Source organism: Dictyobacter arantiisoli (genome assembly GCF_008326305.1).
Lineage (GTDB): Bacteria > Chloroflexota > Ktedonobacteria > Ktedonobacterales > Ktedonobacteraceae > Dictyobacter > Dictyobacter arantiisoli.
The window spans coordinates 33,638-55,657 of sequence record NZ_BIXY01000031.1 but is presented as its reverse complement, the minus strand read 5'-3'; the positions used below and the strand labels follow the sequence as shown (position 1 = coordinate 55,657).

Here is a 22,020-nt window from a genome sequence, read left to right as displayed (position 1 = left end):
CTCGAAGCGTATTACTCTCTATTATAAACCATGCGGATGGCGGCGCGGGCAGCCTCATAGACATCTGCAAGGGGCAGCGCATGAGCTTTAGCGATCCGCTGGCATTCTTCATATTCAGGGGCCACACTGACCACCTGCTCACCGAGGCGCTTGACCTTGACCAGCATGGCTCCCAGGGGAGTCTCAATTGAGATCTGCTCGCGTTGCGCCTTCAGACGCTGGATCTGTTGGATGCGTACACCGAGTGTGGTGGTTTCACGTAAGAGGAGCAGCGACAATTGCTCACCCAGTTTCAGAGGACAGATCACCGTTAGTAGAGTGGCGGGACGATTCTTCTTCATCTGGATCGGTGTATAGGTCACATCGAGTGCGCCAGCCGTCAGCAGGCGCTCCATCAGGCCGCCCAGCAGCTCACCTGTCATAGTATCGAGATGGGATTCGATGACGGTGACCCAATCGATATCCGCTCCAGTAGCAGGAATAACCGTCTGGCTCTCGCCAAAGCAGATTCGTAGCGGCGCGCATCCCTCGGGTAGGGATGCATCTATACCATAGACGACGCGCTCCATGACAAAGGCAGGCACATCAAAGCGGGCAAAGGTAGCCAGTAAAGCAGCTGCCAGCGGCGTAATCAGCTCACCCGTCAACGAACTATTCATCCACAGTGCTCTGGTGCGGCGCAAGATCTCCAACGTGATCGGAGCAGGGATGGATTGAATACCATCCGCTGTCTGCACACTGCCGCTGGTCAAGGGCAGGGCAGAAGCAGAGAACTGCGCGATATGCGCGACATTGAGAACAGCCGCAATCCCTACCAGGGCCGCCATATCGCGCACAGTAAGAGAAAGAGTGGAAGGTTGACTACCAGAAACCTCCGTCACCAGGGAAGGTGTGCCGGGGGAAAGAGACTTCTGGGCCTCAGACAAACAGGTCAGGCAGGACAATACGGCAACCTTAACCGATTCTTTTAGCCCGGCTGACTCAATTACCTTACGCCACACATCCACCGCGTGCGCCGCTGAAATCGTAGGACCATTGAAGGCCAGGCGCTTACTCAATATCCCTCGGAAAGTTACCTCCTCGATGTGTATATCAACAGGAAGAAGCTTGACCGCTGCCAGGGCTTGATCCACTGGCAACAACACAGAATCAAGATGCAACAGGGCCGCTAATAGCCCTGGAACCGTGACGCCAGCAGAACAATCCACATATGCAATCATAAAAAACACCACCTACTTTATCAGGTCCCACCTATACGAATACGAAAGAACCCGACAACCCATGTAGCAGCCATCCTTCACGGGTGGAGTGAAACCGATCCTGCTCCTTCCGTGCGACAACGTAATCCCGGTATTCAGAGCCTACATCCTGCTCTGGCACGTCTTTGGGGCGAGATTGCAATGCCCCTCCGCCCGTGAAGGACAATACCACTTCAATTTCCCGTTCACCGTACGATTCCCAAGCCCCCCAAGCCCTGTATCCTACTGGTTCTCGGGAATATATGTATATGATATGGTATAGCACTGTCAATCAGCAATACTACAAAGTACACACCTTCAAGGCTATAAGAAATAGCCGTGAGGCGTTATGATTTTCCCGAGATGCATTCGTCGTTAAAGTCCGGGTCGCTACTGACGATTTGGAAAAGCAGATGCATGGCGGCCTGCAAACGGTTATGCACGGTGCGTGTGGCAACACCTAATACTTCCGCGATTTCTTGCTCGGTCTTGTCTCCCCAAAAGGTGAGCGCAACGACAGTACGCAGACGCTCCGGCAAGCATTGGACCTTTTCGGCGAGAAAACAGGTATCGATAAAGCGCGTCAGATCATGGGCACTCTCATCCTCAATCTCAAAGGGATTGTACAGGCTTTCTTGCTCATTTACCATGCGATCCAGACTGGTCAGTAAGTGTCGCGGGATGCGCTGGCCCCGGGCAACACGCGCCACAGTCATGTGCCCTTCACGCATCAGAAAAGAATGGCGCACATGGAGACGTTCATATTTGAGACTACTGACAAAATGTTCTTCCCAGGAAGGACGCTGCGCATTGTAGATTGCTTTTAAAATCGCTTCATTGAGATCTGCACATAAATCGCGACGCAAATTGCTGCACTCTTCCCGGCCCAGCACAGTATAATTTGGGAATACACCTGCCGCCCAACGTTCATTACGGGGCTGCAAACGCGTGAGAATTAGAGTGGACAGCCGCTGGCAAATGTATTCGCTCTGTGCTGCCTGCGCGTCCTGCTCCGCTCGCATGGAACGAAGGATACGTACTAAAACTTCATTGGGGAAGTTTACATGTTCAACGGTCTGCCAGAACTCAATGGAACCATACTCAGGAAGATTGTTAAATAGCTGTGTATACATATGACGCTGCTGTATTATATCTTTCATAACACCGCTCCCTCATCCTAAAATCACATACCATGGCTATAATAAAGAAAAACATAGCATGGAAGCATCTTCCCTTGAATACTGAAACAACGCCTCCAATACTCTATATTTATATATGATTATAATTTGCAAGTTCAGGCACGTCAATGGGCATAAACGGTAATTTTAAAAGGTGAAAGAGAAGAGCCATGGGCTGGAAAAGGACATTTTTCCAGCTCATGGCTCTGTTTTTTATGATGCACTCAGCTTATAGGTCTGGGCGTTTTACTTTCCGGTATGATGATATGCCAGTGAGTTGCGATAGACTTCGACGTAGCGCAAGGCCGAGGAATGCCAGGAGTGATCAGCCTCCATGCCTCGTAACTGCAATGAACGCCAGATGTCTTTGAAAGGATAAAGCGCCAGGGCACGTACGATGGCTGCGAAGAATTCCCAGGGATCGTAGTTGTTGAAGACAAAACCATTGCCTTCACTACTGTGCGGATTATATTCCTGTACTGTGTCCGCCAATCCTCCGACGTGACGTACGATGGGGACACAACCATAGTGCATAGCATACATTTGATTGGTGCCGCATGGCTCAAAGCGCGACGGCATTAATAACATATCAGCGCCCGCATAGATGCGCTGCGCCAGTTCGGTATTAAAGGTCAGGAAGATAGCGACCTGCTCGGGATAACGCGCGGCCAGATTCTGGAACATTTCATGATAATGTTGGTCGCCGACGCCCAGCAGGACAAACTGTACCCCCTGCGCCAGCAAAGGGTGAATGATTTGCGCTAACAGATCGAAACCTTTTTGATCCGCCAGACGGGAAATCATCGCCAGCATTGGTACCTCAGACCTCACTGGCAGATGCGCCTGCTCCTGTAAGGCCGCCTTATTCTCCGCACGCTTGTCCAGACTCTCAGCCCCATAGGGCGTCTGAATAAAGCTATTTTCGGTCGGATTATTGGTAACATAATCCACACCATTGAGAATACCAAACAAACGATCCCGGCGCGAACGCAACATATGATCCAGCTTCTCGCCAAACGTCGGCGTCAGGATCTCTTGCGCGTAGCGCTCGCTTACCGTCGTCACCGCATCCGCAAACAGGATACCGCGACCCATAATATCCACCACATTCGCCAATTCCGCGATCTGAGGATAGACGAAGCCATTCGCCGCCACGCCTGCCACCTCAAGCAGTCGATACCCAAAGATCCCTTGATAAGCCAGATTATGGATAGTATAAACCGACGCCGTATTGGAATAGAACGCATCATCGCGATAGATAGTATGCAACCAATTGGGCACAATACCGGTGTGCCAATCATTACAATGCACAATATCAGGTGACCAATCCAATGCCCGCATAGCTTCTAAGGCAGCTCGGCAGAACAAGATAAACCGTTCACCATCATCTGTATAGCCATAAATATTTTCGCGATCAAAGAACCGTGGAGCATCAATCATATAGACGGGAATATGATTACCGATTTCTGCCTGTCGTACGCAAGCCGAAACCTGAAAATTGCCCATCGGAACCGAAATCGTATCAAGGGTCGTTGTCAACTGAAAATGGTTCGTATCAACCTGCCGATAACGAGGCATCACCAGGCGAACGTCATGGCCCAGAGCCTGTAAGGCCTTAGGAAGCGCGCCAACGATCTCAGCCAGGCCACCGACTTTCACGAACGGCTCAATTTCAGCCGCAAGGATCAGCACCTTGAGAGGTTGTTCAGACTGCATACAAGTTCCCTCCCACTCACGAAATGTACCCCATTATAGCATGTGTAACTGGTAAGACGGAAGACAACCCGATTACATAAACTCATAAAACACAAATTTATGATACTTTCTAGCATCTATCCCTGATAGAATTTAGCTCTAGTGCGTGCTGGATTACATCCAATTTTTCTGATGGTGCTCTATTATAGATGTACCTTTTGAGGTTAGTATGGTAATATATAGAAAGTAGTAACAATACAGAAAACATTGAATCCCAGAGTTTATTTTGACCTTGTTTTGCTCATGGCACCTTGCTTTCAGTTGAATAACGCTGCGAGTGAGGCGGGTATTCTTCATGCCGCCACCTTTGATTCCAGGATGAAGGTAGAGGCCGGATACAGCAGGAGTTCATCTCTATGGGACTATTTCAGTGGCTATGGAAGGGCCACACACATCCACCTACAGAACAATCCGAGCAGCTTGTGACGCAGGGAAACCGCGCTTATATTAAGGCTGCACCGTATCTCCTTCCAAAAGATGATCAAGAGATTGATCGCCTGGATTTACAACATTATATTTTTCGCTATATGCTCCACGAAAACTATGTTGCCCCCCTGCAATCCCCTAATCGTATTCTAGATGTCGGCTGCGGCACTGGCCGTTGGGCACTAGAGATGGCCGAGACGTTCCCTGACTCTGATATTGTCGGTCTGGACATTATTAAACCATCCCAGGATATGGCTCAGCGGCCCCGCAATGTATTATTTCTGCAACGCGATATCCTGAAAGGGCTACCATTTACGGATCAAATTTTCGACTATATCCATATGCGCTTCTTACTTGGAGCGTTGCCGATGGCAGATTTTCAGCGGGTCGTCAATGAACTGCGTCGCGTAATGAAGCCAGGCGCCTGGATCGAACTGGCTGAACCGGGACCTGTGGCCAATGCTGGTGTGGGACTGGAGACGCTGTGGACATGGCTGATGGAGTTAGGCAGTCGAAAAGGTATCGATATGAAGGCCGGTAAGCGGCTGGATAGATTCCTCAGGGAGGCCGGTCTGAGCAATGTCACACGCAAAGAGATCAACTTCCCGGTCGGCGTCTACGCGGGACAGGCGGGCGAATTAACCGCACGCAACCTCCTATCCCTCCTCGAAGCGGTGCGCGAGCCCATTATTGCCCTGAAGATCGCCTCCGCCCAGGATTACGATATGATGTACGCGAAAGCAAAGACAGAACTCGCCAATCCCCAGGACAGTCGCAACTGCTTTGCGCCTATGTATATCGCCATCGCCCAACAATCCTAATAATACCGATATACACAATAACGCAGGCACAACACGGAGCGAGGTGCCAGAACTCTATCGCACTGGTGGTCGCAACGAAGAATATCGCTTTAGCCGCGAGGAGGCTGCACAGCATCTTGGTCTGACCAGTGAACTCCCCGAAGAAGAGTAGTCAAACACGACTTATTCATCTTCATCGTCAGGATCCCCAGGGATTAGAGCCTGAGCGGAAGAGTATGCCGCCGTTGTCGAGATTGGTTAAGGTTGCGTTTTTATATTCAAAATCCTGTATCACTTCCGTCAGGGATTGAGCCAGGACCTCGCGGCCTGCGTTGTTCTGCAAGACCTGCGGACCATAGTATTGTAGCCAGCAATCCATAAATTGATAACCTAATTGGGCAAAATCCTGGCTCCTGAGCGCAGGCAGAAAGGTTGTATCACGTGTCTCTTCTTCTGCAACAGAGAAAAAGGCCATCTACAACCGCCTCCATCGGGCCGTCCCCTGGATGCAGACCCTCTTCCAGCAGGTGAGTAGGCGCTTGCGGGTCCGGTTGGAACCCTGGCAAGATCGCAACCTGGCTCCTTTTGCCACCCAGGGCGGCACGCACCTACATTTCTCCATCATGCTTCTCGTTGTTTAAGCGGTATTGACCTGGCTGTAGATGCTTTGGCCGGGGCCATAGTAAGAATCGTAGATGTGCTGGTAGATGATGTCGCATTCTTGATAGTAGATGCTATCGCTGTAACTGGTGGGCAGGGTTTCAAGGACCCTTCGGACGGTCTGTTGCACGGAGGCACGCGTCTGTTGCTTTTTGCGCCAGTCGAGGACGATCTTTTCTTTTTTGAGCGTGTGCAGCAGTTGGCGCGTGATTTTTTTAATCTGCTCTTTTTCTTCATCGTTGAGCTCAATATCGGGGCGAATGAGCAGGTCAAAGACGGCAAGTTCTTCTTCGCTGAGCTGTTCGGCAAGATGGCGCTGGTCTTCAGGATTGATTTCGTCACTGACAAAGCTGAGCAGTTGCTGGAAGAGGATGTCGACGTTGGAGCTGCCAGTATTGTATTCGTCGATGAGGCGCTGGAATTTCTCTTGATAGTTGGTGCGGCTCTTGTTGAGCTTGACCATGCTGCTGAGCTTGCGTGTGATTGAACTGCGCAGTTTCTCGACTTCGATGTGTTTATGGGCCTGCTCGAACTGGGCACGCAGGGCGTCGAAGTCGATCTGGCTGAGGTCTAGATAGCGGCTCTCTTCGCTGCGGGCTTCGTGGATGATGTATTCGCGGGTGGCGATAGAATTGCCGACCAGTTCTTCGATCTCGGTCATGACGGCGCTGATATCACTGCTGCCGCTGTCAAGCTTGATACGGGCGAGCAGGACTCCCAGGATTTCGATGAGGGTGGCGTATTGGTTGGCGGCGGTGTGCGGTAAGGTAGCTTTGTAGAGTTTGATGGCCTGCCGACTCTGGGCGATGAATTTGCGCTGAATCTCGTCGTTGCTGACCAGGATGTCCTGGGCGTCTTTGAGGAGCTTGAGGCGCTGGTAGCCTTGCGTGCCGACGATGGCCTGTGGATCATGTGGCAGAAGGCCAGAAGCTCGGCGAGGGCTTGCGTGAGCTCTTCGACCAGCTCGTCGATATCCTGGACAGGGGTGTCGCCTTCCTGTATGCCGCCGCCGCTGCCAGAGCCGTAGATGGCGAGGGCTTTTTGCAGATTGCGGAAGACACCGACATAATCGACGATCAGGCCGCTGACTTTGTCATGGAAGACGCGGTTGGCACGCGCAATGGTCTGCATCAGGGTGTGGTTGCGCATCGGCTTGTCAAGATAGATGGTGGAGAGGCTGGGAACGTCGAAGCCGGTCATCCACATGGCACAGACGAAGACGATACGCAGGGGATTCTCGGCATCCTTGAATTTCTGCTCAAGGCCGCCTTTGACCATGCGCTGGCGGTGCGGCAGGATGTTGAGTCCCTTCTTTCTGAAGTCTTCGATCTCGTTCTGGCCCTGGGAGACGACGACGGCCATATCGGTCTCGTCCATAGAGGCGATCTGCTCGGCGAGCGCCTGACGCTGGATCTCATCCGTGCAACGGGAGAATTGTTGCTGGAGATCATCCCGATAACGCCACCAGTGCGTCTGGACCTTGTCATACATGCGCACAGCGGTCATCTTGTCGATGGAGACGACCATGGCTTTGCCCGCCTGCGCCCGGCCCATAAAGTGCTGCACGATATCCTCGGCGATCTTTTCCAGGCGGTCGTCGTTGGTGAAGAGATGATATTCACGGGCGAATTCCCGCTCCAAACGCTTCTCCTGCTGCTCATCCAATCCGGCGTCTTCGATGACCTGCTCGATGTCTTCATTGAAGGTGGCGTTGACCAGTTCGAGTTCGGGAATGCGGTTCTCGTAGTAGAGGGGGACGGTCACGCCGTCTTCTATCGACTGACGGAAGTTGTAGATGCTCACATAGTCACCAAAGACACTGCGCGTCTCCTCCTCACCATCCATCATCAGGGGCGTGCCTGTGAAGCCCAGGAAGGCCGCTTTGGGGAGGGCGGTGCGCATATTGCGGGCCAGCGTGTCATACTGGCTGCGGTGCGCCTCATCGGTGATGACGATGATATCCTCGCGCTGCGAGAGTTCGGGATACTCCTGGCCCTTCTCGGCATAGAACTTCTGGATCAGGGTAAAGATGGTGCGGTGATCGGCGCGCAGCAATTGCTTGAGATGCTCACCACTCTCGGCACGCACCTGCTCCTCAGCCTCGGTGATCACGCCCACGCTGGCAAAGGTCTTATAGATCTGATTATCCAGATCCTCGCGGTCCGTTATGATCACAAAGGTCCAGTTACCGTTAATCCTGCGCCGCACCTTCTCGGAGAAGAAGACCATCGAGAGGCTCTTACCGCTGCCCTGCGTGTGCCAGAAGACACCGAGCCGTCCCTGATTCTGCTTGATATCCTTGACCGCCTCCAGGGCGTTGTTGACCCCCAGATATTGATGGTTCTTGGCAATGATCTTCTTGACACGCCCACTGGCATCGCTGAAGAGGGTAAAGTTCTCCAGGATATCGAGCAGACGGGCGGGATCGCAGGTGCCCCGGATCATCGTTTCTAGCGAAATCACCCCCTCCTCATCCTCGCTACTGATCTTCTTCCACTCAAAGAAATGTTCCCAGCTCGCGCTCACGCTGCCGATGCGGCTCTCGGTGCCATTGGAAAGGATGATGATGGCGTTATACCAGAAGAGTTGCGGGATCGTATCTTTATAGTCGCGCAGATTGCCATGATAGGCATCCTCAACGCGCCGATGCGAGGTCTTGAACTCACAGAAGACCAGGGGCAGCCCATTCACAAAGCCCACCAGATCGCTGCGCCGATGATAGAGCTGTCCCGAAATGCGCAACTGCGAAACCAGCAAAAAGTCATTACTCGAAGGGATGCGCCAATCGAACACCTGCACTAACTCCCGTACCTCCTCATCCTCATCATTGATCGTCGTCACCGGCACGCCCTGCTTGAACAACTGATAGATCTCCCGATTGGCCTGCACCGGGGTCAGATCGAAGCGTGCCCGCGTCAACTCCTCGATAGCCTGCTCCAGCGCGGCGGCAGAGAGACCCGGATTCAATCGCTGCAAGGCCGAACGCAAGCGCGGGATCAGCACCACCTCACTCGTCGTCTCGCGTCCCAGCGTCCCCGGCGATCCTTTTCGGCTCAACTTCTCCCCAAAAGCATTGATCGTCTGATAGCCCAACTCACCAAACAACGCTATCGACGGTCGCTCTACCAGCCGATCCTCCGAATTCTCATTCATACCGCATGAGTCCTTTCACACACCATCGAAGAAAATCAATAGAATGATGCTACATAGAAACCGCTGCCTCCAACGGCTCTTCCGCCACCTCAAGCCCCTCCTCAACCGAAGAAGGTACAGAGAGATGCTCAACATCCAACTCTCCTGCTATCAACTTCGGCAACAACAGGTCACGCGTCCGGCGAAGGTTAATATTCCTGAATATTAAATTTTCTATTTGTTGACATAATGGCTGAACGATAGAATTAAAATGCTGGCTTACTTTTTGCTCAGGAATAACTACAGGCAAACCTCTAAAGGTTGCTTTATTGATTTCTCTAAAAGTGGAACCTGAAGCCAGACTAATAATTTTCTCTTTGTTTTCAGCTAACCAGAAATACAATTGATAAGCAGACATATACTCATTTGGAAGACAGGTAATAAAACCCTGGTTAGTACAAGCAGGTTGAGTATTAATGGCAATAACTCCAATCGTCGCCCGACTTGTCATCATTACTGAGCCAGCAGGAAACAATCTGGCCGAGCTTTTTTGCAGTCCTTGGGCATTAATTTTCTTAGCAGAGTCACTAATGAACATACTAGATGCTGCTGTAAGATCAGTAGGTGAGAACCAGATAATATCACCATCAAGCCAATATTCAGGGTTTTTAGTAGAAGGGGTTCCACCGCCTAAAACTTCTACTACATCTCCAATTAACTGTAACTGCCACCCTTCAGGTATCAGGCCGAGTTCGGATTCTACCAGCTTATTCTTTTTGTGCCCAGGAAAGCGGTAATGCACAAACCATTCCTGGTACAAGGATTGCGCCATCTCCTCTAATATAGCTATACGGCGCGTGTTGTTCTCAATCAAATCATCGTACGCCGAAAGGATCGAGGCTATCTTGTGCTGGATTCGCAGAGGTGGAAGAGATAAAGGATAAGAAGTCAATATTTGTGCATTAGCCTGAGGTTGAGCAGAGCCACCAAGATTAGCTTGAATAAAACGTTTGTAATCTCCAGACTCTACAATTAAACCTATGTACTGGCTATCGTGTTCTTTCTTAATGCGCAATCTTACCAAGTAAGAAGCAAAAATAGCACTGGGATGACTTTTAATATGTTTTGCATAACCAGAGGTAGCTCCAGTACGAGCAATAACTATATCACCAGTTTCTAAAAGATATTTTTTTGCCTCCTGTTCACTTATAGAACAAAAAGGAACGTCATTCCAATTTATCAATTCAGGAACTATATCAGTTATTCGGAGAAATTTTGGGCCAATTGGCTTCATTGTTGAGCTTGCAGTAAAGCCATAATTAATTTTTTCACAAACATCCCGTAGTATAATTTTCTCCCAACTTTTAACCATACTAGTTATCACCTTCCAACAACTTTGCAATATTTTCACTAATGGATATTTCGAGACCATGAGCTTCGACATTGAGGATCTCTAACTCTTCATTAAGAGAGCCGAGTTTTTCTTTGAAGTCATAGTCTTCGATGGCGCGGTCGGCGACGCCGACGTAGCGACCAGGATTGAGGCTCCAGCCCTGGGCTTCGATTTCGGCGAGGGTGGCGACTTTGCAGAGGCCGGGGATGTCTCTGTAACTACCATCAGGAAAGAGTTCCTGCATCTGAGATTGGCTGCCGTGGCTGCTGGCGATCTCTTCTCTGCGATAGAGGCGCACGATGTTGCCGAGGCGTTCGATCTGCTCAGGGGTGAATTCGCGGTGGGCACGGTCGATCTGCTGGTAGATGGCGCGGGCGTCGATGAAGAGGACTTTGTCGCGGCGCTCGCTGTCGCGCTTGCGCTTGTCAAAGAACCAGAGGGTGCAGGGCAGAGTCACGGTATAGAAGAAGTTCGATCCAATCGCGATCATGACATCGACGGCCTGGCTTTGCAGCAGTTGGGCGCGGATCTCTTGCTCGGAACCCCGGGCATCGCTGGCGGAGTTTGCCATCACAAAGCCCGCACGGCCACGCTCATTGAGGGCCGTATAGAACTCTTGAATCCACAGATAGTTGGCATTGTCGACGCGTGGAATCCCAAAGGTATAGCGCTTATCATCCTTGACCTTCTCTTTATCCACGCCATTGACATTGAAGGGAGGATTCGCCATCACAAAGTCAAAGCGGCCCGTGCAATTGTGGGCATTCTCATAATAGGTATTCGTCTGCTTGATATCGCCTGAGAGTCCATGGACCGCCAGATTCATCCGGCACAGGCGCACCGTCTCGGAGGTCTTCTCCTGCCCATAGATCGAAATATCGGTGCTGGGATTCAAGCGATGCTCGGCCACAAAGTGGGCGCTCTGCACAAACATGCCGCCGGACCCGCAGGCAGGATCGAGAATCAGGCCATAAAAGGGTTCGATCACCTCTACAATCAGTTTTACCAGTGAAGTAGGAGTAAAGAACTCCCCGCCGCGTTGACCTTCCGTCATCGCAAACTTACTCAAGAAATACTCATACACCTTCCCAAAGAAATCCCCCTCCACATCCATCGGGATGCCCGAAAAGGTCTTCAGCAAGGCAATCAAGAGATCCTTTTCCAGGCGCGTATAGGTTTTAGGCAGCACGCCAGCAAGCTCATCATTTTCAGCCTCAATCGCCTTCATCGCCTCATTGAGAGCCTTGCCGATATCCTCGCTCTCAGGCAGCGCCAGCAGGGTCGAGAAACGCGCTTTATCAGGCAGAGGCAGCACGCCTATCGCCTGATAGTCCAGATTTTCAATCGCACGTCGACGTGGTGACGCAGCTTGTTCCTGCACAAGCTGCTGTTGTGCCAGAGTGAACTTATGATCAGCGAAACGCAGAAAGATTAATCCCAAAACAGGTATTGAATATTCAGAGGAGCGTAGCTTGGAGTTCGCACGCAAACTATCAGCGGAAGACCAGAGCTTCTTTTCTAACTCAGTATGATTTGCAGGCATAAAACAACGAGAATCATGATGGAGAAGTGTAGGTGCGTGCCGAGGTCGCAACCGAGGTGCGTGCCGAGGTCGCAACCGAGGTGCGCTTGCCCGTTCCTCGTACGATTCCCCCCCAAGCCCTGTATCCCTTTCCCTGGCATCGAGAGATAATGGAAGATGCGCCGATTCCTCATCATTCTCCATATTTTGGTCGAGATGGCCGTGCAGCATTTGACGGGATGTGCTTTACTGATGGATGAAATAGCTATTTTTTTCGCAAGGAGTATATCTATGTCATCCATCCATCATGAGGAGTCCGCTATCGATGAGACAGCAGACAGCGGTGCCGCGCAGGTGCCGTTTGCCGCGATCTGGCAGGCGAGGCAGTATCTTGAGCCGTTGATCGATCATACGCCGCTGGTGCATTCACGGGCGTTGAGTGAGCAGACGGGGGCGCAAATCTATTTGAAGTTTGAGCAGATGCAGCGCGGTGGCTCGTTCAAGGTCCGGGGCGCGACCTATAAAATGTCCCGCCTGACTGAGGAGCAGCGCCGCGCAGGAGTGATTACGGCCTCGGCAGGCAATCATGCGCAGGGCGTCGCGATAGCCGCTGCCTCCTATGGTATTCCCTGTACGATTGTGGTGCCCGAGAATGCCCCGCTGACCAAGGTAACTGCCACACAGAGCTATGGTGCCCGCGTGATCTTTTCCGGAGCTTCCTACGACGATGCGGTTAACCATTGCAGTCAGTTGCAAAAGGAACTTGGCGCGACCTATATTCCGGCCTTCGATGATCTGGATGTGGTGATCGGTCAGGGTACATTGGGATTAGAGATGCTTACCGAGCTACCCGAAGCCGAGGTGATTGTAGTTCCAATCGGCGGTGGCGGCTTAATCGCGGGTATTGCCAGCGTCGCTCGTGCGCTAAAACCTTCGATCAAGGTTATCGGGGTAGAGGCCAAAGGTGCGGCCAGCATGCATGCTTCGCTCAAAGCAGGCAAGATTCAAAAACTGCCTGCTATGGCGACTATCGCCGATGGAATCGCGATCAAGCAACCAGGCAAAGTGACCTTTCCACTGATCCAAAAACTTGTTGATGATGTGGTGGTTGTGGATGATGAAGAAATTATCAATGCCGTTCTCCTGCTGATGGAGCGCCATAAAATCCTGGTTGAAGGTTCGGGTGCGGCAGGTGTGGCGGCCCTCCTCAATGGTTCGATACAGATCCAGGGTAAAAAAGTCCTCGCCCCGCTGACCGGCGGCAATCTGGATATCCATCTGCTCGGTCGCATTACCGAGCATGCCTTGATTGGAGCCAACCGCTATTTGAGTATCCGCGTCAGCCTGATGGATCGTCCCGGCGAATTGGCCCAGATACTCAATCTGGTCGCTGGCATGCGTGTCAATATCCTGGACGTGCGCTACCAACAGATCACCAAGCAGCGCCAATTTATGCAGCACGAAGCGATCATCACGCTCGAAACACGCCACCGTGCCCAATGCGATGACATCATGAGCAACCTCCGCGCCGCAGGCTTCGTCGTCGAAGAAGTCCAGGCCCTCCAAAAATGAAAAAGATCCGATAGGAACGAAAAAGCCAGGCAAGTGTATGTAGCTACATACACTTGAAATCAATATCGCCCCATCATGATGCTCGTTCTCTGGATCTATGAGCGAGATGGTCGGTACGAAGAAGAGCGTAGGTGCGGCACGAACGCATGTGAGTCCCGCTTCCTGTTGATCGTACTTATTAGGAGGTTTCCCAAATCCCGATGGAGAAGTGTAGATGCGTGCCGAGGTCGCAACCGATGTGCGCCTTCCTCGTCTCGTACCGTAATTCTTCCCTAGTGCTCGTTGATGTAACCAAATGCGAATCCTGGGGTACGGATGAACCTATGGGCGGGCATATCGTACGATGAACGGGAAAGCGGACCTCCGTTGCGACGTCGGGCCGCACCTACGTTTCCGTTTATTTGATTTGAAACCGGTGTATTTTTTGCTATCAAGCATGAAGGAGGCTCCGCATCATCCCGGGATGGTGCGGAGCCTCCTTCTTTTGGTTTGGGTGCTTGCTTAGACACGATAGCGATTGCGCGCCAGGAAGAAGAATTGAATAATTCCTAGCACGGCAAACAAGGCAAACATCACGAATGAGTCCGTCGCACCTGCTGTGTTGACAGGATTGGGGATGTTTGGTGGTGTCTCTTCTGTCGCAAAGTTGGCGATCGAGAAGAAGGCAAAAGCCGAAAGATAGACAAACAGGCAGGTCCCCACAACCAGCCATTGTCCCAGACAGCCCAGATTGTTTTCACCCACGACCGCGAACTCCCGACGGGCGGTGATCGTCCAGATGGTCGTGACAATCAGGATACCGGCACACATCATCATAGCAGTCGGCAGCATGGCAGGGGTATCGTGCATCAGCAGCGCGGTTAAAGCCAGCACAGCACCGATAGCAACCGAACCAACCACAACCAGGTTACGCTGCGATTTCCAGGCCCAGACAGCGGCCAGCATGGCACCAAAGAAACTTGAGGTGATAATGGCGTCCACGATATAGCCAGCGTCCTGGGAGAAAGAGCAGCTTCCAGGCACAACTGTCTGCCGTGTGCAGTTGACCAGGAATGATCCCAGCACAGGCAATGGATGTAAGAAGGCCAGTAAAGGATAAGCCACGATCGCAAATACGATCAGTAGTGCACCCGTCTGGGCTAATCCGAGCGCACCCACGGCATAGAGAGCCGACATGGTGCGCTTGCGTGCCGGACGCATCAGATAGTGCAGACGCAGCGCGAAAGCACCCAGCGCCAGGAAGGTGGCGATACCAATCAACACGTTCTGAACCACGCCAGAGATAGCGTTGTAGTGATATCCATACAGGAACACGATCAGCAGTAAGCTTGAGATGATCAGCATAATGCGAATCGCAGGCGTAGTGCCCAGATCGCGGCGGTCGGGATTGCGCTGCTCGCCGATTGCCAGCACACTATAAAAGATGGCTGCGAGACCGACGAAGAGAATAATCAGGCCCAGCGCGACCAGATCCAGCGCACCGGCCTGGAACCAGAGGACCTTGCCACCCAGCAAGGGAGCAAAATCGCTTTTCGCGGTCGGGTAAAACTGATTCCCGCTCGTGGCAGCCCAGTATGTGACGCCCAGACCCACCAGCGCGAGAATTACACCCAGCACCGTCAAGATGATGGGCGGAAAGACTGGCTTGGGATCAAAGAGCATGACAATGAACATGATCACGATAAAGCTAGCCAGACAGGTCAGTCCGAGAGTGAACGCGCCACTCTCAAACGTTTGCAGGCTGGATGAGGTCATCGCGTTATAGATGTAGCCGGGAATTTGCCCAACCAGCAGCGCCGCAAGCAGGAAAAACCCAATGGCAAAGACCATCGCGCGCGCCCACGACATCCGCTCTGGCAATTCTCGTTGTTGTGATACTTGTTGCATAAATCGCAATCCTTACTTCTCAACGATGATTTGCGCCACCATATCGGGGTGGATCGAGCAATAATACAACACTCCATGCGTGTCAGTATTGAAATTGTATGCCGCATCCGTCACGGTATACGAGAAGGTGCCATCGGTCGGGATCTGTACCTTCGAGTCAAAAATCTGGCTGGCTGGCTTGGGCGAAGAGATATCTGTTCCCTGTACCGCGACAATCGTATGTGCCAGTTTTGATTTGTTGGTCCAGGTAATCCTGGTGCCAACCTTCACTTTGATATTGATCGGTGTAAAACAACCGCTCTGGCTCTGGCAGGTGACCCCGTTGGTGCCTGGATCAACAATCGAGAGCGCGACCTCGTTCTGAGCAGTAAGGTCCTGCGGCGCGCCAAACTGACCCTCTTTGCCAAAGGTTACCGCGTTCGCATAGAGCGTGGCATCATTGGCTTGCAGGTAGGCAGGCAGATCGTTAAGACCATTGTGCTCATGCAACGCAGGATCGGTAGAGCGAATGAAAGCGATCAAATAATCAATATCATTGCTTGATAAAGCACCGCCATACTGATCCGAGTGCGGGATCGCACCCTGGTTGATTGGTTGGATCAGAGCTTTGGGATTATAGATTCCGGCGCTTACATACTGGCGCAGAAAGTCATCGGTCTGCCCCCAGTAGAATTTCATGGGATAGCCATTGTATGTCGCATCGACAACCTTATTATTGACGATCGCAAAACAGCTATTTGTGCATTGCTCGCCATATGTTTGCATACCACGTTGAATGGCGAGAGTACTCTGCTGCGCCGTCGCGCTGGCCTGGTTTCCACCCTCAACAATCCAGAACACGGGAATCATGAGCGCCACCAGCGCCAGCATGATGATTGAACCAAAGCCCGTCTTCTCTACCGCATTGGTTTTCGAGTAGAATATCCATAGCAAGCCACCCACGACTATCAGCAGCAGGATGATACCCACAGCAGCTTGTCCTAAATTCACCATAATACACACCTTTTGATATGCATCCTCGCGTTCACGCACCAGTGCGCGATCCCGAGGTGTTCTCACCTTAAATTCAATTGTTGGCAATTGTGGCAGAAACAAACTGCCTCCGTGGAACAGCTACAAAGCGACCGCCAGAGACAGTTGTTTCAGTTGTCCAGGTTTCCCATGCATATCTGACATTGTCAGAACATCGCCTCACGCGTTAAACCGTACAATCAACTGTTGGAGCGTGGATCAGGCGCGTCGTTTCATCTGGATGGGCGACCGTCGAGTTAATTGCACCTGTGTTGACCTTCACATCATCTCCCTCGATAGAAATCTGGAAGCGGTCAAGGCTCCGGGGAGCAGGACCATCCAAAAATTCGCCCGAGACGTTATAGTGTGAGCCATGGCAGGGGCACTTAAAGCTGGAACAATTATCGCGGAATGGGACGGTACAACCCAGATGCACGCACTTCTGATACAGCGCGATCCAGTACGAGCCATCCGATGCCTTGACCACATTCTCCGAGGACAACTGCGCATCCAGATCTTGCCCCTTGAGCAAGAACTCGGTGCTGGGGTCCAGGTGAATGACATAGGTACGGGCAACTGGCCGATGATAAACACCTGCCGCTTCCAACTTGAAATCCGCTGGCTTGGCTGCTTTGAATTCAGCGACTTTTCCCACCGTCAGGACCGAGCCGAAGCCGCCTGAAAGCTGGGGATACATATAAAACAAAGCGCCCGCAACTGCGGAGACAGTTGAAACACCCCAGACAGCTAGCATCGACCGGCGAAGAAAGCGTCGGCGTGAGATACGCTGCTGAGCTATTTCTGCAGCTTCCGCACCACCTCCATGCAGTACTTCATACTGCTGGGGTGAAATGGGAGGTGTATCAATACTCATAGTTTGAAATCCTCTTTCTTCAGCCTACAAATCAAAGTAAATGTGCTGCCAGGGCCAGACCCAGAGCCAGCCTGGTCCTCGGAAAAAGCTACCGGCCAGTGTAATCACAGCCCAGAACACCACAAACATGGTGAACGTCACAATAGCAACTTTCCGATCAGCATACGCACGGCTCGGGTTCCGATCGATATACGGCAATGCGGCCAACGCGACCAGCGTAAAGCCAGGAACCAGCACACCGGCACTGGTTGGTGGGAAGTAGTGCAGCAGTTCCTGCAACCCCAGGAAGTACCATGGCGCTTTGGCAGGGTTTGGCGTCGAACTTGGACTGGCCGGTGCCTGCAAAGGCGCATCAATTACCAATGAAAGCAAGGTAATCATCACGGTCAAAGCGGTTGCGGCAAAAAACTCGCGCACAAGCAGATGGGGCCACACGAAGACGGAATCTTCGAGTGGCTTCTCTACACGCGTAATTGCCTCTTGCTTCACAACCGCCAGGGTACGATAGCGCCGCTGCGTCGCCGCAGTTTGGGGCTGCTGTACCTGTGGTTCTTTCTGTTCAATTGACATAGAGGTATCCTCTCATGGCACCGTAGCACACACTACGGGGCTCCTCGTCACTAGCGTGAGCCAGCAGCTATTGAGCGCTCACTCTCAGATCGAGTCTCATATTCACGGCGCGAGGGAGGAGGAGGACCAGCCTCACCACCATCTTTACGAATGCGCCAGAAATGCACAGCCATCAGAATCGCGCCCGCCAATGGAAGCAAGATGACATGCCCCACGTAGAACCGTATCAGCGTCGCCTGACTGACCGCACCTCCTCCTACCAGTACCTTGTAGACAGGATTACCAACCAGCGGTGCATAGGGAGCCAGGTTTGTGCCAACGGTGATAGCCCACAATGCAATCTGGTCCCAGGGCAGCAGGTAGCCGGTAAAGCTTAAGAACAGGGTGACAAAGAATAGCAGGACGCCAACCACCCAGTTAAATTCTCGTGGTGGCTTGTACGCACCATGATAGAAGACGCGAATCATATGCAGCGTCACCGACACCACCATTAAGTGGGCCGACCAGCGGTGCATGTTACGGACCAGATGACCAAATGAAACTGCACTACTCAACTGATTGATATTTTGATAAGCAACATTTGTATCAGGAACATAATAGAACATAAGGAAAACGCCGGTAATGGTTAGCAGCAAGAACAGGAAAAATGAAATGCCGCCCATACACCAGGTGTAGGTGATCTTCATCGCTTTGCGGCTTACCTTCACAGGATGAAGATGCAGAAATACGTTACTCATCATGACCAGCGACTGGTTCAAGGGAGTATCTGGATAGCCGTGACGGAAGATAGAACGCCAAAGCTGGCTCTCGACGATCTTCTGCGTTGCCACGTCGAGTAAGCTTTTATTAGTAGAGCTCACTGTGCCTCCTCAAAGGGATCAAGCCTGTAAAGAGAAGAAAGACCTGATCGGATTGGAAAGATATCATTGCAAAAGTTCTTCTTGTAATGTGACGCTGATTATAGCATACGTCTACCAACACTGGTACCTCTCTCGCTGGCCTGTGTGCCTGCCTTCCTGATATTGCTCAATCTTTTTTTCTCATGCTCCGCAATCCAGAAGATAAAAGAAGTCGGAACTTTTGCTCTCTTTACGACAGATTATAATGGATTGTCCAGAGGAAGTGGAAGAGAAGCGGATTATTCTTCCAAACGTCTCTCTCCTTCAATTAGACAGTTAAACCTAAGATACCCCGCCATACCGAGGCAGTCATCAGGTGCATACCTGATTTTTCTGTAGCGCCTACCTGATTTCCAGATCCATCCGGGCTTTGAGCATTTTGCTTGATCAGGAAGGATCTGAAAATCTTTGTCGAGAAATATAGGTCTATCTATATTCAAGCAAAAAATCACGACCTCGTGCAAACTGTAGCATTCTTTTCTCCCCCTACCCCCCAAACCATGCCGTTGTTTGGCATTTATTATGATTGTTTGTGCTGATGAGCGGAGAGGTTAGATGCGTTTGACGTTCATGGGAATAACCGATACAATTACCATAGGAACGATCTGTCATTTTAAAAATGAAGTGTGGGTAAAGAGAAGTTGGCGATGTCTGATTCCGAGATGAAAGAAACGAAGGCTCAGAAGAGTTATAAGCTGCTGGAGCCGTTTTCCAATATACCGGTCTTCTATCGCGTGTTGGTAGCGAATAGCGTGATTATCTTCGCGGGCGCGACTGGCGGGACCTGGCTGGCGACCAGATTGAATACGTTTTCGTATGTGCCTCTGCTAATTTTTGTGACGCTGGGCTGGCTGGTGAGTGTGGCACTCAATTTTGTGCTGCTCCAGATCGCATTTCATCCCCTGATCGAGTTGGAAAAGGTGATGAAGCGCATCCAATCTGGTGAGCGTACACTGCGAGCACCGACTACCGGGGCAGATCCCCTGGCAGATCAACTGGCTACAACGCTGAATACGATGTTGGAAGCCATCGATGAGGCCAATCGCCAGCGCGCCGCGCAAATCATTAATGCCCAGGAGGAGGAGCGTAAGCGCGTGGCACGCGAGTTACATGATGAGACATCCCAGGTCCTGACATCCCTCTTGATCAGTCTCGCCATTTTAGAAGAGTCGGTTACCTCGCCGGAGGCGCGGGAACGCATTGGTGAGACACGACAACTTGCCCATCAGACGTTGCGGGCTATTCGGAGCCTGAGCATCGATCTGCGCCCCAGCGCCCTGGATGATCTGGGCCTGATGCCCGCCTTGCGCTGGTATATTAAAGAATATCAACAAAAATATGCGATTGAGGTAGATTTTCAAGGCAGCAATTTCAAAGAACGCTTCACCTCTGAAATAGAAACCGCTTTATATCGTATCGTCCAGGAATCCTTGACCAATGTTGCCCGTCATACCACCGCCAATAAAGTAAGTGTTACGATGACAGAACAGGATAACGCGATCACAACCATCATTTCAGATAATGGCAAAGGCTTTGATGTCGATGCGATGCTGAAGAAACCCGGTATTGGTCAGGAACGCGGCTGGGGATTGGTTGGCATGCTTGAACGCGCCAAACTGCTGGATGGTAATCTGCGCATCGATTCAAAACCAGGGCAGGGTACCACCATTTACATCCATATCCCTGTCCGTCTGGCGTCCTGTGACAAAGCGGTCACATCATCTATCGCCGACTAAGCAAAGATTGCTATTGCACAGTTGCATATAACACGAAACATAGGATTTAAAGAAAAACATGAAAATACGCATTTTACTGGCGGACGATCACACCATTTTGCGTGCCGGTCTCCGCATGATGCTCAATGCCCAGCCCGATATGGAAGTAATCGGCGAGGCTCAGGATGGGCGTCAGGCGATTGAAGAGGCCCAGAAGCTACAGCCAGATGTTATTCTGATGGATATCACGATGCCTGATATCAATGGCATTGAGGCCACCAGACAGATCAAACGTATCCTGACCGATGTGAAAATCCTGGTTTTGACGATGCATGAGAATGATGAGTATGTCTTTCAGGCCCTGCGCGCCGGAGCTTCGGGCTATATGCTTAAAGAGGCGGCGGATACCGAACTGATTACCGCAATCCATGTGATCAAGATCGGTCAGTTCTATCTCTCGCCGACCGCACAATCGGTCGTCATTGGGGATTATCTGCAACGTGTCCGCACTGGAGAAGAGCGCGACAGCTATAGTAGCCTGACTGAGCGGGAACGCGAGATCCTCAAACTGGTTGCCGAAGGACATACCAACAATCAGATTGCCGAACGCCTCGTTATCAGTCCCAAAACCGTTGATACCCATCGCACCCATGTAATGGATAAGCTCAACCTGCATAGCCGCGCCGAACTGGTCAAATATGCTATGCGCCGTGGGCTGCTTGAAGATTAAGCAGCCCGTTCCGGGAATATCAGTGCATCAGCTTAAAGCTTAAATGAGATCATCATCGCCGTCCAGCTCAATGCCATCACTGTTCTCTTCGGCGAAATATTCATCGCTATAGAAACCGACATCCTTACCGACATACACACTCACCAAAAAATCATCGCGTGGCATATCGGCCGAGAGGACCAGATCTTCATCAATCTGCTCGATCAGTTTAGTCAAATCGGACTCTTCCAATTCACGCTCCAGGATCAGCGTGCCATGAACCGCGGTATTGGTAAAGTGGATATCAACCGTCCCCAGGCGATTATTGCTCTGCAAGTTATTTCCTTGCATAATATAATATCCTTCCGAGGAGGGAGTGCGGAAATGACGCTCGAAGTGAATATCATCCATCTTAAAAATTGCGTGCGTAGAGTAGCGCTACTGCTACGCGCTCCTTTCTCCAGCTATCAATCTTATCTATTCCACAGGCAAGCAGAACGGCCTATACCTATAGACAAACCGAACCATACACTGCCTGAAACAGCGCCAGGGTATCTTCTGTAACTGCCTACAAAGTGCCCATATTATATCATACAAGCTCGCCTTGCGCCCCATCTTCTCGGGTAAAGAAGACCTCATCCTTTACGGTGAGGTTCCGTGAATCGACGAGTTGCGTGTA

General features: G+C 51.4%; 18 protein-coding genes and 1 pseudogene. 5 read left to right on the top strand and 14 right to left on the bottom strand.

The genetic code is table 11. The features are described 5' to 3' along the window. Positions 1–11 precede the first annotated feature (11 nt). The 3 genes from larC2 to F1593_RS12050 all read right to left on the bottom strand — a co-directional run bounded on the left by larC2 (position 12) and on the right by F1593_RS12050 (position 4,132). A complete protein-coding gene (gene larC2 / locus F1593_RS12060) occupies positions 12–1,220 on the bottom strand; it encodes a nickel pincer cofactor biosynthesis protein LarC2 (protein WP_149401817.1) in 1,209 nt (402 codons plus the stop codon). Positions 1,221–1,585: 365 nt separating this feature from the next. Then, positions 1,586–2,398 carry a sigma factor-like helix-turn-helix DNA-binding protein gene (locus F1593_RS12055; protein WP_149401816.1) on the bottom strand — a complete coding sequence of 271 codons (813 nt, stop codon included), beginning with the start codon at positions 2,396–2,398 and terminating at the stop codon, positions 1,586–1,588. A gap of 264 nt (positions 2,399–2,662) precedes the next feature. Then, complete coding sequence (locus F1593_RS12050; RefSeq protein ID WP_149401815.1) at positions 2,663–4,132, bottom strand: glycogen synthase; 1,470 nt, start codon at positions 4,130–4,132, stop codon at positions 2,663–2,665. A 395-nt stretch (positions 4,133–4,527) separates the two neighbouring features. On the opposite strand from F1593_RS12050, the gene F1593_RS12045 reads away from it, so the two are divergent. Then, positions 4,528–5,418 (top strand): class I SAM-dependent methyltransferase, encoded by an 891-nt coding sequence (locus F1593_RS12045; protein ID WP_149401814.1) that lies wholly within the window; start codon positions 4,528–4,530, stop codon positions 5,416–5,418. A gap of 178 nt (positions 5,419–5,596) precedes the next feature. Here F1593_RS12045 and F1593_RS12040 read toward each other — a convergent pair whose 3' ends face one another. From F1593_RS12040 to F1593_RS12025, 5 genes and pseudogenes are all read right to left on the bottom strand, one after another. Next, complete coding sequence (locus tag F1593_RS12040; RefSeq protein WP_149401813.1) at positions 5,597–5,872, bottom strand: hypothetical protein; 276 nt, start codon at positions 5,870–5,872, stop codon at positions 5,597–5,599. 162 nt (positions 5,873–6,034) lie between these two features. Further along, on the bottom strand, positions 6,035–6,955 hold the full coding sequence (locus F1593_RS28965) for a type I restriction enzyme endonuclease domain-containing protein (protein WP_235932564.1): 921 nt from the start codon (positions 6,953–6,955) through the stop codon (positions 6,035–6,037). 179 nt (positions 6,956–7,134) lie between these two features. Further along, a pseudogene (locus F1593_RS12035) lies at positions 7,135–9,210 on the bottom strand (type I restriction endonuclease subunit R); the annotation flags it as partial. A gap of 49 nt (positions 9,211–9,259) precedes the next feature. Further along, positions 9,260–10,561 carry a restriction endonuclease subunit S gene (locus tag F1593_RS12030; RefSeq protein ID WP_172632071.1) on the bottom strand — a complete coding sequence of 434 codons (1,302 nt, stop codon included), beginning with the start codon at positions 10,559–10,561 and terminating at the stop codon, positions 9,260–9,262. A gap of 1 nt (position 10,562) precedes the next feature. Beyond that, positions 10,563–12,125: a class I SAM-dependent DNA methyltransferase gene (locus F1593_RS12025; protein WP_149401811.1), complete on the bottom strand. Its 1,563-nt coding sequence runs from the start codon at positions 12,123–12,125 to the stop codon at positions 10,563–10,565. Between the two features lie 32 nt (positions 12,126–12,157). Between F1593_RS12025 and F1593_RS12020 the strand changes: the two genes are divergently transcribed. Both F1593_RS12020 and ilvA read left to right on the top strand, forming a co-directional pair. Continuing rightward, a complete protein-coding gene (locus tag F1593_RS12020) occupies positions 12,158–12,364 on the top strand; it encodes a hypothetical protein (RefSeq protein WP_149401810.1) in 207 nt (68 codons plus the stop codon). Positions 12,365–12,395: 31 nt separating this feature from the next. Continuing rightward, the gene (gene ilvA, locus F1593_RS12015) at positions 12,396–13,676 is read left to right on the top strand and encodes a threonine ammonia-lyase (RefSeq protein WP_235932563.1); all 1,281 of its coding nucleotides are present in this window, start codon (positions 12,396–12,398) and stop codon (positions 13,674–13,676) included. A gap of 501 nt (positions 13,677–14,177) precedes the next feature. Here ilvA and F1593_RS12010 read toward each other — a convergent pair. From F1593_RS12010 to extP, 5 genes are all read right to left on the bottom strand, one after another. Beyond that, complete coding sequence (locus tag F1593_RS12010) at positions 14,178–15,563, bottom strand: hypothetical protein (protein WP_149401808.1); 1,386 nt, start codon at positions 15,561–15,563, stop codon at positions 14,178–14,180. A 12-nt stretch (positions 15,564–15,575) separates the two neighbouring features. Next, positions 15,576–16,658, bottom strand: coding sequence for a cupredoxin domain-containing protein (locus F1593_RS12005; RefSeq protein ID WP_149401807.1), 1,083 nt, complete (start codon positions 16,656–16,658; stop codon positions 15,576–15,578). A gap of 103 nt (positions 16,659–16,761) precedes the next feature. Continuing rightward, a complete protein-coding gene (locus F1593_RS12000; RefSeq protein ID WP_149401806.1) occupies positions 16,762–17,448 on the bottom strand; it encodes a Rieske (2Fe-2S) protein in 687 nt (228 codons plus the stop codon). Between the two features lie 24 nt (positions 17,449–17,472). After that, the gene (locus F1593_RS11995; RefSeq protein ID WP_149401805.1) at positions 17,473–18,018 is read right to left on the bottom strand and encodes a cytochrome b family protein; all 546 of its coding nucleotides are present in this window, start codon (positions 18,016–18,018) and stop codon (positions 17,473–17,475) included. Positions 18,019–18,068: 50 nt separating this feature from the next. Continuing rightward, on the bottom strand, positions 18,069–18,878 hold the full coding sequence (gene extP, locus F1593_RS11990; RefSeq protein ID WP_149401804.1) for a selenite/tellurite reduction operon b-type cytochrome ExtP: 810 nt from the start codon (positions 18,876–18,878) through the stop codon (positions 18,069–18,071). A gap of 686 nt (positions 18,879–19,564) precedes the next feature. Here extP and F1593_RS11985 point away from each other — a divergent pair. Then, positions 19,565–20,653, top strand: a complete 1,089-nt coding sequence (locus F1593_RS11985; RefSeq protein WP_149401803.1) for a sensor histidine kinase — start codon at positions 19,565–19,567, stop codon at positions 20,651–20,653. A gap of 58 nt (positions 20,654–20,711) precedes the next feature. Beyond that, positions 20,712–21,362 carry a response regulator gene (locus tag F1593_RS11980; protein WP_149401802.1) on the top strand — a complete coding sequence of 217 codons (651 nt, stop codon included), beginning with the start codon at positions 20,712–20,714 and terminating at the stop codon, positions 21,360–21,362. A 39-nt stretch (positions 21,363–21,401) separates the two neighbouring features. Here F1593_RS11980 and F1593_RS11975 read toward each other — a convergent pair whose 3' ends face one another. Continuing rightward, positions 21,402–21,692, bottom strand: a complete 291-nt coding sequence (locus tag F1593_RS11975; RefSeq protein WP_149401801.1) for a hypothetical protein — start codon at positions 21,690–21,692, stop codon at positions 21,402–21,404. Between the last annotated feature and the right edge of the window lie 328 nt (positions 21,693–22,020).